The 10,469-nt window shown below is 51.4% G+C and carries 11 protein-coding genes; 8 read left to right on the forward strand and 3 right to left on the reverse strand.

The features are described from left to right. The first annotated feature begins 44 nt into the window (after positions 1 to 44). Positions 45 to 416 (forward strand): hypothetical protein, encoded by a 372-nt coding sequence (locus CKW31_RS25820; protein WP_141230188.1) that lies wholly within the window; start codon positions 45 to 47, stop codon positions 414 to 416. 214 nt (positions 417 to 630) lie between these two features. On the opposite strand, the gene CKW31_RS29930 is transcribed toward CKW31_RS25820, so the two are convergent. The 3 genes from CKW31_RS29930 to CKW31_RS25835 all read right to left on the reverse strand — a co-directional run bounded on the left by CKW31_RS29930 (position 631) and on the right by CKW31_RS25835 (position 4,211). Next, positions 631 to 1,710, reverse strand: coding sequence for a hypothetical protein (locus tag CKW31_RS29930; RefSeq protein ID WP_176469989.1), 1,080 nt, complete (start codon positions 1,708 to 1,710; stop codon positions 631 to 633). A gap of 105 nt (positions 1,711 to 1,815) precedes the next feature. Then, the gene (locus tag CKW31_RS25830) at positions 1,816 to 3,342 is read right to left on the reverse strand and encodes a purine phosphorylase (protein ID WP_095101389.1); all 1,527 of its coding nucleotides are present in this window, start codon (positions 3,340 to 3,342) and stop codon (positions 1,816 to 1,818) included. Between the two features lie 50 nt (positions 3,343 to 3,392). Next, positions 3,393 to 4,211 carry a YafY family protein gene (locus CKW31_RS25835; protein ID WP_240995185.1) on the reverse strand — a complete coding sequence of 273 codons (819 nt, stop codon included), beginning with the start codon at positions 4,209 to 4,211 and terminating at the stop codon, positions 3,393 to 3,395. A 345-nt stretch (positions 4,212 to 4,556) separates the two neighbouring features. Between CKW31_RS25835 and CKW31_RS25840 the strand changes: the two genes are divergently transcribed. The 7 genes from CKW31_RS25840 to CKW31_RS25870 all read left to right on the forward strand — a co-directional run bounded on the left by CKW31_RS25840 (position 4,557) and on the right by CKW31_RS25870 (position 10,071). After that, a complete protein-coding gene (locus CKW31_RS25840; RefSeq protein ID WP_095101391.1) occupies positions 4,557 to 5,501 on the forward strand; it encodes a CBASS oligonucleotide cyclase in 945 nt (314 codons plus the stop codon). Next, the gene (locus CKW31_RS25845) at positions 5,498 to 5,986 is read left to right on the forward strand and encodes a hypothetical protein (RefSeq protein WP_081360873.1); all 489 of its coding nucleotides are present in this window, start codon (positions 5,498 to 5,500) and stop codon (positions 5,984 to 5,986) included. The genes CKW31_RS25840 and CKW31_RS25845 overlap by 4 nt, the downstream gene beginning before the upstream one ends. Next, entirely contained in the window at positions 5,986 to 6,882 is an 897-nt protein-coding gene (locus CKW31_RS25850) for an ATP-binding protein (protein WP_081360875.1), read from the forward strand. Before CKW31_RS25845 ends, CKW31_RS25850 begins: the two co-directional genes overlap by 1 nt. A gap of 64 nt (positions 6,883 to 6,946) precedes the next feature. Beyond that, positions 6,947 to 7,495, forward strand: a complete 549-nt coding sequence (locus tag CKW31_RS25855; protein ID WP_095101393.1) for a 3'-5' exonuclease — start codon at positions 6,947 to 6,949, stop codon at positions 7,493 to 7,495. 109 nt (positions 7,496 to 7,604) lie between these two features. Then, a complete protein-coding gene (locus tag CKW31_RS25860; RefSeq protein ID WP_095101395.1) occupies positions 7,605 to 7,907 on the forward strand; it encodes a hypothetical protein in 303 nt (100 codons plus the stop codon). A 158-nt stretch (positions 7,908 to 8,065) separates the two neighbouring features. After that, positions 8,066 to 8,425, forward strand: a complete 360-nt coding sequence (locus CKW31_RS29935; RefSeq protein ID WP_176469990.1) for a hypothetical protein — start codon at positions 8,066 to 8,068, stop codon at positions 8,423 to 8,425. Positions 8,426 to 8,832: 407 nt separating this feature from the next. After that, positions 8,833 to 10,071 carry a hypothetical protein gene (locus CKW31_RS25870; protein WP_141230189.1) on the forward strand — a complete coding sequence of 413 codons (1,239 nt, stop codon included), beginning with the start codon at positions 8,833 to 8,835 and terminating at the stop codon, positions 10,069 to 10,071. Positions 10,072 to 10,469 lie beyond the last annotated feature (398 nt).

The raw sequence follows: 10,469 nt of genomic DNA on the forward strand, positions 1-10,469 counted from the left end.
CAGAAGAGGAGATGATCAATCCAAGGGCTTGAGTACATCCGTAGATGCGTTCTGACAACGTTGCTCTAAGTACATTTGGAATGAGCGATGCAGCATCACTTGCAAGATGCCTTGGCCATACGCTTACCATGGACGTGAAGTGGGAACCGTTGGTTGTAAAAAACACAGGACTAGGCACCCTTCGGGGCTACCTGACAGAAGAAGGGAAGCTGTTTGTGGAGAACACGCCGGACGCTAACCTGGTAGGCTTTATGCCCGGAGGAATGCGCCCGGTGGGCGAAGCTGTGAAAAATCCTGAAAATGCTCTTATCGTCGCGGGCCCACAGGCGTTTGTGGGGGAATGGCTGTGGGAAGGTCGGGACAATAGTGCGAGAAATCCATTTACGCATCCCCCATTCATTTTCTGCCGAAAATGAGGGTGGCTTAGTTATTTCTGGACTCCGGCCTTTTGTCTGAGAAAGCCAAGTTCCAGATTCGGTTAAGTAAACTCATCATGTCTGTACCCCAGCAGCTACCGCGAAAAAGCAATGGTGTGGGCGTCGAGCCGGGATGGCTACGGGTTTGAATGGGGGGGATGGCAAGAGCTTTACGAGCCGCTACACCACACGGCTTGTGAAACTCGATCGGGATTTACGGTTCGAGTCCGAGCGCTTGCCTCATTCGGATGATCGCCATATCCGCCTCGCCGTTGGGCAGCGTCTCCGCTCGATACGGGACGTCTACACGTGAGCCTGGCGGCACCTCAGTCAAGGTAACCTCGATTCCCACCGTCCGAAGTGCATCCACAATGACCTCTACAATTGGGTCAAGGCTGGCAAGGCCATCCCAAGAAACTCTTGATTCCCAAGCATCGCGCAGTGCTCCTAACAGCGCGTCGAAGTGCTGGGTCAGATCGCTGGCCATTTCGCAGCGTTCCTCAAGGTCGACAGCCTCGTCAATACCCTCAAGATGGCCCATGAGATAGGCCGCCATCTTGAGTGGCATCGCAGTCTCGCGTCCGGTTTCTACCAACAGTCGAGCAACGTCGCCGTGAGTCCTAAATTGTTTGATCGAGGCACGTGCTCGGTCTACAGCACCGTCAAGCGACGTTTCTAGGCCCTGAACGTAACTGTCGGTCACAAGCGTTCCCTGACTGACCAGCGCGCTAAGGCGGCAGGCTGCGTATTCCTCCCAGATGATGTGGGCTGTTTCCCGCAGTGTGCTTGTTGCCCAGTCTCCTTGATGCGGTTCCAGCATGATTCCCGGGGAGTGTGCTTCAAACCAGCCTGCTGTCTGCACGTGGCCAAGCTCATGGGCAAGGAAATTGGCTGCAGCCCAAAACTCATCGGTCTCGAGTTCATGTTCAACAAGACCGAGCAAAACGCTTCCCTTCAGCACAACGTGCATTTTGACCTCGCCATCCCGGCGAACCCTGAGGGCCTTACCAACACCCACAAGTCCATCCTGGTTGGTGTACTGCTTCGCAATCGTTGAGTCGTAACCCAAGTCGACAGAGGCAAGCGCGTCGTCGTAGTCGAGGCCAATCGTGATGCCGTCCAAATTGGACAGGTTCATGTATCGACCAGAGGCTTCAACCACCTTTTGAACAATTGCGATGAATTTTTCCTGCCATTCAATACCTTCAGGTATGCCCCGAAATGATATTTGGCATGATGCAGGGATGGAGCAGGGCGGAAGTGGCTGGTCTTCGGATCGGACGTCATCAGTCAAGTTCATGTCTCCTTGCATAGTCCGGCCCTTACGCCGGAGCAGGTTGCTCTTTATGGTGAAAGCGCCCTTGGCCGAAGGGCGCTCAACTTAACAAGAGGCAATGGCTCAGATAGCCGGTCTGCGGCTCCATCCGTGGGTGGCGTAATCCAGGGTCACGATGGCAGCAGCCTCGGAAGCCACCTTGTGGAAAGTGTTGTCCTTGGTCTTGTCACCGTAATCGCTGATGCCGCGAACGACTATCACAGGCACGTTCTGCTTGTCGCAGGCGTCGAACACCCCGTAGGCCTCCATTTCAGCTACCACAGCTTTGTCGTGAATGCCTTGGAAACTCTCGAAAAGTTTCGGGTCTCGAATTAGCAGTTCGCCGGAAGCAATGGTTGCAGGGGATACTTTTAGCTGGGCAGCAACCTCACCCGCTATGGACGCTACCGGCATCGCGAAGCCAAGCTTGTTCGCATGGTCTTGCAGGCGATCGGGCAAGGACGCGGTTGCGAAGTAAGCATTGAGATCTTGCTGGGTAGAGAGCCCAGGTCGAGCCATTTCCGGTCGCGCTGCAAGCTCGCCACCTGCAAGCGCTGCCGCTCCTTCGTAGTACACGACGCGTTCGGACAAGATGACTTCACCGAGGCTCAGTTTTTTACGCCGGCCTGCAGCGATCCCCATCATCAGAACTTTTTTGGGTTTCAGCTCCGACAGCAGGAGCGTTGTGATGGCGGTTGCATTGACGTTGCCAGGATTGCCGAGAGAAGTGATGACGCAAGAAAGTGGGCCGTCAGGTCGTTGAATCGTCACGGGCCAATAGTGGACGCCATGTGCGGTGAAGCGCGTTGGAACATCTTCGCCAACACCGAACATTTTCTTTGCAGCTGCCAGCTCAATAGCGATGGCCGTGATGACCAGAAGGTCTGGAGAGCGTGCCGCTTCCCTGGCCACGATCTCATCTTGGAACATTCCTACGGAAAGATCTGCCAGCTTGTCCAGGCTGTGGAGCGGCTCCTGCAGAGACATGCTGTCCAGTCGGCCTTTCACCTGTTCGCCCGTGAATGGAAACAACGTCAGGGGCTCCTTGAAGAAGTTTGCGTGAAGGCCGAGCGCTCCTTTGCCGTCCTCGCTGAACCCACCAAGGTTCAAGTCAAATGGCAGCACGGGCTGCTTCCATCTGCGCATCTTGCGGGCTCGGTCTGAAACACCTTTACCGCCACCCAGCGCAATCATTGCCGTGGCAACTTCCACTTGTTCATCACCGATGTTTCCGCCGGTGACCACGTCGTCTTCGAGGTAGATGATCTCCGCGAAATTTTCAGCGGAGAGCCGACGGATGAGCATTCGCTGCTCTGGAGTCATTTTTTCCTGCATGGCCAACTTAGAGGTCACGATCTTCAACTGGCGAGCAGGGGGGGAGCCAGCCAACAGCTTTTCTGCCTCGTAGGCCACTGTCCAATCGAAGGTCAGCGCATCACCACCTTCATTGGTGGGGCAGCCTGCCAAGTAGACGACCAAGCCCCCCTGTGCAGCCAGGACGCTCTTAGTAACCGCACGAGTGAAGTCATGCGCGAAGTCGATCGTGGCCTTCTCTGTCTTCTTGGAGATGCTGCCTGCGATCAGAATGAATTCATTTTCAAGATTTGCCATCGTGACAATTCCAGTAGCTGATGTGATGAGTGTTGGCTGGCTTCTAATCGTTATGGGTGTAGCAGGGCATAAATCTCATCCCTATTTTTGAGTGCCAGTTGAATGACTTCGGGACGTTGTACAGCTTGATCCTCCGTGAGGTTGAGCTGGAAAAGCAGGTAGAGCAGCAATGCTTGGCGGCACTCCAGATGCATTTCTCCGTTTTCCATTGAATAGTCACTCTCGATCAGGCGACGCTTAGCAGGACTGAGCTTGGGATGAGCAGTGAGAACGACGTCGACCATCTTGTTCCAGGCTGTATCCATCGATGCTCGCTCATGATCTGGGCCTGCGTACTGAGCACGCTTAATACGTGTAAGCGAGAAATCTCGGAAGTCATTGCGTTTATGGCAGTACGCTCGTGCATGCCAGCGATTTCCGTCATGCACTAACGCATGAGGGGTCAGCTTACGTTCGCTGCCTTCGGGATCAGTCATGGACTGGTACGTGACCTCAACTGAACCATTCTCACGAATGGCTCGCAGAATCTCACCGACAACATCCGCGTTAAGACGTCGTCCCAATTTGGGAACGCCAGCGACGGGGGATTGCCATCCCAAAAAGCTCCCGTAAGGCACATCTGGTTGAACAGCCACGCGCAACAAATCTTCGAGGTAACGTTCAACTGCACTGGACTGGAAAACCGGTTGGAATGCTTCCGTCGCTCGGTAAACACGCGCTCGCGTGTCGTACTCCATGTTGTTGGAGGCCAGCTTTGTGTACTCGGTTATATCCAGCGAAGCTTGTGGCACCGATATGCCGAAGAAGTCAGTGAGATTGCTTCGATTGATTTGCCCATCCCACCGCAACCGATAGTCGATGAATTCCAAGCGACGCTCCTGGCCCCAACGCGCTCCTTGCCGGCCCTTAGTGGGTTGCTCGTCCGTGGGATTGGAATCGTTTGTCATGTCGAACCCCGATAGCGTATAAAAACTAGACTGCATCTAAAAACTATGCGTATATTAATCATACGCTAGCAACCTATTAGGTGCAATTTCTCCCTGCGATCCACCGATTTGGTGCGTTGTAGGAGGGTGGCGACTGACAGCGAGCCGTTTGAATGGTGTGTGCATGAAGCAGGCATCGTTCCGCCAACTCATCCGTCGGCATGTGGTGTAGCTGCTGGTAGGAAGGCTGTTGCAACTATCTCAACCATTTCTAGGAGGGAGCGGCCGATGCCACTTACCAATACGCAGGTCAGGTACTACGACAGTAACGTTTTGCGCTTACCGAAGGACAAGCGTGAAACCTACAACGCCCAGGTCGATCGGCTGATTGCTGCGTTGCGCGATAGCCTAAAGAAGCAGGACAAGATCATCATTAAACGTGTGGTGAAAGCCGGATCGTTCGCCAAGCACACCATCCTTCGGAAGACCTCTGAGGACGCCGTCGATGTAGATGTGGTGTTTTACATCAGCGGCGAAAAGGTAGATGAGGAAACGTTCTCAAGCCTGAGCCAAAAAATCTATGAGGCGCTGATCAAGCTGTATCCGAATAAAGCTGTTGAGGACTTTGAAATCCAGCGCAAGGCCGCAACCGTCACCTTCGTTGGTACCGGGCTGGACGTCGACATAGTTCCAGTCATTGAAAACCCGAACAAGGAGGGTTACGGCTGGCAGTTTGACCGTGTTGATGGCTCGAAGACCGAGACTTGCGCTCCGTGCCAGGTGAAATTCGTGAAGGATCGCAAGGATCAAGATCCTGACTTCCGCACCCTTGTGCGCTTGGCCAAGCGCTGGCGTACGAAGGCCGAGTGCCCACTTAAGTCCTTTCACATTGAACTCATCATGGCTCACGTGCTGGAGGTGAACGGAAAAGAGGGTTCTCTGGAAAAGCGCTTTCGAGATTTTCTCCTCTACATCGTCGAGTCGGGCCTACAGGACGTCATCAAATTTCCCGAGAACCGAACAATCTCCGAGTTTACCGACCCAGTCGTGATTCTTGATCCCGTATGTGACACGAATAACGTGGCCAGCCGGATTACTGAAGCTGAACGCGAAGAAATTGTTCGGATCGCTGATGCGTCTTGGGAAACAGCGAATTTTGCGTCCGTCGAAGGGGATTTCGAAATCTGGAAAGAGTTGTTCGGTCGATCGTTTAAGGTAGAGGATGCAGCATGACCCAGAGCTCCACTCAGACTACAACATTCACCACCACGGATGTCGAAGCGGTAGTTCGGCGTATCACCGCTGACCTAGTAATGATCGCTTCCAGCAGTGGCGCTGTCACTGAAGAGCGTGCTCGCGAATGGGGGAATGACATCGAACTGCTGGCCAAGAACGGCTATCTAAATTACGTCGATCTCACGCTCCTCAGTCACGGGGTCGAACAGAAGGCAACTCGCTTTTACGTCAATGAGTCGGGGACGCTAGCTAACGATCGTCCTGGCGATGCCCGCTGGCCGAAAGTTGCTGGGCCCCATCTGCGAATCGTACTGTCTCACCACAGCACTTACGATCAACAAGCACAAGAAAAATTGGCCGGGAGAATGAAGATCTCCTGGACGACGAGCAACGACGATATCAGTCATTCGCGGCTGACACAGAGCGGTGGGCGTGAATACTCCAGCAATGGCTACGGCATGCAACGCAAGGACTACACCTGATGACTAAGAACAGCGTATTCGATGCCGCAATCGATTTGCCGCAGCGGCAACTAACCGAGCGTGAGGGCGTGCTGCTTGGATTTGATAGTCGCTATGAGCGTATCCACAACCAGCTTCGCCTGTTGCTCAACCAAGGCCAATTGCAGGAGTGGAGCAATACTCATCACAAAAGCGTATTGCCCATCTGCAATCTGATAGCTGACCAATATCCACTTGTGATTTTTCACGGTGACGTGGGGACAGGCAAGACAGCAACAGCAGAGTGCATTGCGAACCGAATCGTCCGTGAGTCGCGCACTGAAGATTCCGTATTGTTCAAACTGAGCAATAGGGTGCGCGGTTCCGGCAAGGTCGGTGAAATGGGAACGCTGTTGACTCAAGCCTGGGCAGAGGTGGTAGAGGCCGCGGGCAAGAACCGCCGTGCAATCTTGATCATCGACGAGGGGGATTCGATCGCTGCTTCCAGGTCTCAAAGCCAGAGTCACCACGAAGACAAAGTCGCAGTGAACACGCTAATTCAAGGTGTCGATGACCTACGTAAATACGGTGGTCGTGTTGTGGTGATCCTCTGCACTAATCGGTTGTCGGTGCTTGACGCTGCTCTACGCCGACGTGCTGCCATCGTTGAGGAGTTCACTCGCCCTGACGTTGCTGAGAGAAAAGCGCTCTTCAGCATGGATCTGGCGGGGATGGGGCTTTCGGATAAACAACTTGGTGAGTTGGCTGCTGCGACGGGAGAGCGGGGAAATCAACCCGCCTGGACATACTCCGATATTCGCACTCGGTTATACCCATCAGCAATGGCCAAGGCTTTTCCAGATCGAGCCTTGAGCTTCAAGGATCTAACTGAGTCCCTTTTGTCGATGCGTCCGTCTCCCGTCATGGAAGACAACTGACGCATGCTGTCCATGGTAGCGGTGCTACCCACGCGTAGAACATTCCAATGCAAGCGGAGCATGTATGAAGGCAGGTAAAGAGATATTCGTGTCGGTCGACGTTGAGGCTTCAGGCCCAATTCCTGGCAAATACAGCATGCTTTCTATAGGGGCATGCGTCGTCTCAGACGTCGACGCTCAGTTTTCCTGCTATATCAAGCCCATTTCCGATGACTTCGTCCCGGAGGCAATGGAGGTTACGGGTCTCTCGCTAGAGAAGCTTCGTGCAGAAGGTCTGGAGCCGAAAGAGGCAATGTCTCGCTTCAAGACCTGGATCGATTCATTGGCTTCCGATAGCGAAACCGTAGTATTCGTGGGATTCAATGCATCCTTTGACTGGGGGTTCGTGAATTATTATTTTCACCAATTTCTCGGTGAAAATCCATTCGGTATAGCCGCGCTGGACATCAAGTCGATGTATTTTGGTGCTTCAGGCTGCACATGGAAGATGACGCGATCTAGCGAAATAGCAAAGGTGGTTAATCCGGAAAGTGCCGCCGACCACGATGCCTTGCATGACGCTATTTACCAGGCAGAATTGTTTTCTCTGATCCGTAAAAAAATTATGGAATAAAACTCCTTCACAATCTTGTTTGTCCTGGTTTTATTAATTGTAACTAGCTTAACTCTGCTCTGGTGGGGAGGGTGGAGTGTGGCTCCTCCAACGAGTGCAAGGAAGGGGAATGGGGTCTCGTGGCTACTTGAGTTTTATTAAAGATAATCCAGTTTACAAAAAAGCTGAAAAGGACTGGCATGTTGAGCTGACAGACTACACAGTTTTTTGGTTTGATCTGTTAGTGAATCCACCCGCGGGTGTCGACTACCAGAAACGTATTTCAGACCAGCTACGTGCCTACCGAAAAGAAGTCGAAGAATGTAATGATAAGCGCTTTGTCTACTTCATCACGTCTAGAGATAAAGTGCGGTTTAGTACCAAGAAGGCCCCTGAGTATAGCTGGACTAAAAAAGAAGTAATTATTCACTAGAGGTAGGTTCGAAAAGAAAACCCAAGAAACTCCGACTTCCAGCTTTGCCCGAGCTGATAGGTGTTCAGCTTCCAGTAATTTTCAATGAAGGTCGATTCATCGGGCTTTGGGGCCCTGGTCAGTCCTATGCAACAGGGTTCACTGTGCATGAGTTTTTGATGATGCATAACATAAATTTTGGAATTGACACGGAGGTTCTATACGTCGGCTCCACCGACGATCCTGCTCGCCGCCCGTTAAAACGAGATCACCGCGGCTACAGTGACTCACTGTATGGTATCTCTACAGCAGAAAAAGACGTATTTGTTTATTATAATTTGTTCAAGGCTCTCTCAATTACAAAAGAAAGCCCGTATGCACTTCATTTTATTTTAGGTAACTCGATGATTGATGAGGTGCAGAAAAAAGAAGAAGGCCTGTTGCTTGAACATGGCCTTATCCATTACTTTGGTGCGAAGAGCCAGGAGAAGAGTAGAGAACACGAGTATGGGAGGCTGCGAGAGGGTATAGCAGGCTGAAAGAGAATTACAAGATCGCCTCTGTTAATTTTCACATGGAAGCAGAAACTTCGACTGAGTATTGGACGCTATTTTCTAGTCAAGTGCAGAGTGGTCATCGTCACGGGTTTTCTCTTACATTGGATAATGGCCAGGTAAAAACTGGTGATGCCAAGAATCCGCTTATGCAGTCTAGCGATGTTGAGCAGGCTGTGGTGAAGAAGTAGTTTTAGCGAGCTATTTGGCAATCATGGCCTTTGAATGTTGATCTGAATTTTGGAAGATGGTTAGAGGTCATGTGTTACATTAAGCGCTATTCTCGATCTTCTCAAGGCGAAACTTGACGTCGCTGGACTGCAATAATAAACAATCGTGGTGTTCCCTAGGTGCGTGCCCAGTAGCTTCCGTAAAAAGGATTTTTAAATTATATGTTACCTGAAGAATTTGATGAGTTCATCTCTGGTACTAGCGAAATCGCCTTCGTCAAGACGACGGAGGTAATTGCTGATCCACTAGGTCATCTCTCTGCCGAGCAAGTTGAAAGTATTTATCAACGATATCTACAAGGCGAAAAGGTCAGCGAGCTATTAAATGAGTTTTCCATCAAATCTAATGCAAACTCACTTTTACCGCTCCTTCCTAATTTGGAACGTAAAGATCTTTCGTGTCCTCATTGCACTGCCCATGCGATTCAGAAGCGTGCTGCCCGAAATAGAACTGCGAATAGACCAGTGTGCACCGGGTGCGATCACACTTACGCCATATATCGGGACGATACCTGTGGTTGTAGGGGTTGTGTAAGTGGATACTTAGGCCAGCTCAATGGCGACGGTATGCACTGCAGAGTCCCCTACGAGGGGTTGACGCTTCGTGAAAAGGTAATCTTGCTCGCTGCTCTTATGATGGCAGGACCAACTGACGTGACGTGTTTATCATTTGTACAGCTTCAACGATGGCATCGCCGGTTGGCACCTACGTCCGGGTATCAAGATAAGTGCATCAAAGATTTATTCAGTAGGCGTATCATCCTGGTATCCCCGGAAACATCGTTTGATGCGCTAGACTTTTATCGCACATATGAACGATATGACTTTTTGTGGTGGGTTCCTAATGTCAGCGATGATGCTGACGGCATAGCCTTAGATATTCAGTCTCTTCAGATGCTAATCGCTTATGACCTGGATAGAAATAAGGCTGAACTTGAGCCTGTTTTGAAAGAGCTAATCTATGAGGTTGCTGAAGAAGAACTCATAGAGTATCTGAACTACCGAGTGGAGAACGCATCGGTAAAGTTCAAGGCCGAGCGCGCAACACGCGAGGTTTTGAGGCCTTTGCTTGCCTCTAGCTCTGTCAGCAACATATTTAGCATTATTTGGAAGGCTGTTAAACAAGCGGATAAATCGCTTGAGAAAGGAGTTTTCAAGGGGGCCACACATGCCGGTAACTGGATCCCGTCTGCCATCGTGCGTGTGGCTGAGGAGGAGAAACAGTACGAATATGACCGATTGAAAGGGTCTAAAATCTGTCAGATTTCTGAGGTCATTTACAGCCTGATTCTAGACGACCCAGATGGTAGCTTTAAGATGCCTCTACCGCGTTACACCGCCGAGGTGATGCGACCGGTGCTCGAAGGTATCAGTAGCGCAAAAGGCGCGAAAATCGCGTGATTCTGTCGAGAGGCATAGTCAGCAGAGGGCGTACGCTCCCTGCTGAATTTTATTGCACGTCACTTGCGGGGTTTACCCGCATCACTCCGCTTATCTCGAATCTGTCCATCTTGATTTCGAGAGCGTGGCTGCTCACCACCGCCTGGCTTGGGAACGTTGACGTCTTTGTTGATAGGGCGACGATCTGTCATACGAAATCTCCTTCATGCGTTAAGGATATTACGAAATACATCGGTAGACAGCCGGCGCATCAGAGGGAACCACGTTATGTGGTGTTTTTTGATTTGCCTTGCCACAACATAGTGTGTTTTTGCTAGATTCGCAATTATTTTGGATCACATCCTATGGCGCTTGAGCAAAGGGGGCTGCGGATAGAGAAACCTTTGGCACAGCCATAC

Source organism: Pseudomonas sp. Irchel 3A5, from assembly GCF_900187575.1.
GTDB classification, from domain to species: domain Bacteria; phylum Pseudomonadota; class Gammaproteobacteria; order Pseudomonadales; family Pseudomonadaceae; genus Aquipseudomonas; species Aquipseudomonas folii.

What these genes read in the sequence shown, in the direction of transcription:
- CKW31_RS25820 (WP_141230188.1), top strand. Translation starts at nt 45, where the DNA reads ATGCGTTCTGACAACGTTGCTCTAAGTACATTTGGAATGAGCGATGCA.
- CKW31_RS25830 (WP_095101389.1), bottom strand. Translation starts at nt 3,342, where the DNA reads ATGGCAAATCTTGAAAATGAATTCATTCTGATCGCAGGCAGCATCTCC.
- CKW31_RS25840 (WP_095101391.1), top strand. Translation starts at nt 4,557, where the DNA reads ATGCCACTTACCAATACGCAGGTCAGGTACTACGACAGTAACGTTTTG.
- CKW31_RS25845 (WP_081360873.1), top strand. Translation starts at nt 5,498, where the DNA reads ATGACCCAGAGCTCCACTCAGACTACAACATTCACCACCACGGATGTC.
- CKW31_RS25850 (WP_081360875.1), top strand. Translation starts at nt 5,986, where the DNA reads ATGACTAAGAACAGCGTATTCGATGCCGCAATCGATTTGCCGCAGCGG.
- CKW31_RS25855 (WP_095101393.1), top strand. Translation starts at nt 6,947, where the DNA reads ATGAAGGCAGGTAAAGAGATATTCGTGTCGGTCGACGTTGAGGCTTCA.
- CKW31_RS25860 (WP_095101395.1), top strand. Translation starts at nt 7,605, where the DNA reads ATGGGGTCTCGTGGCTACTTGAGTTTTATTAAAGATAATCCAGTTTAC.
- CKW31_RS29935 (WP_176469990.1), top strand. Translation starts at nt 8,066, where the DNA reads ATGATGCATAACATAAATTTTGGAATTGACACGGAGGTTCTATACGTC.
- CKW31_RS25870 (WP_141230189.1), top strand. Translation starts at nt 8,833, where the DNA reads ATGTTACCTGAAGAATTTGATGAGTTCATCTCTGGTACTAGCGAAATC.